Annotated in this window: 1 protein-coding gene; it reads right to left on the reverse strand. The window is 69.7% G+C overall.

The window, feature by feature from the left end; translation table 11 throughout:
• The coding region (locus tag OGV69_RS01445) for an Ig-like domain-containing protein (protein WP_286469014.1) at window positions 1-333 on the reverse strand (333 nt) is incomplete at both ends.

The raw sequence follows: 333 nt of genomic DNA on the forward strand, positions 1-333 counted from the left end.
CAGTGAGGACGTCGCGGTGTTGCCGGCGAGGTCGGTGACGGTGGCCACGATGGAGTGGTCGCCGTCGGCCAGCGCGCTGCTGTCAATATGCCACTGCCCGTCGGCGGCCTTCGTCGCCGCCACCGGCTTACCGCCGTCGATGCTCACCATCACGCTGAACACGTCCGGATCGGTGCTGACAGTGAAGCCCGGGGTGGCGTCGCGGGTCTGGTTATCCCCCGCCGTGCCGGTGTCGTCGCTCAGGGCGATCACCGGCGCCGCCACGGTGGTGTCCACCGTCACAGCCAGCGCCGTGGAGGTCTGCACGTTCCCCGCGTCATCGGTGACCTGCAC

It is taken from the genome of Citrobacter sp. Cc139 (assembly GCF_030334645.1).
GTDB lineage: Bacteria > Pseudomonadota > Gammaproteobacteria > Enterobacterales > Enterobacteriaceae > Citrobacter > Citrobacter werkmanii.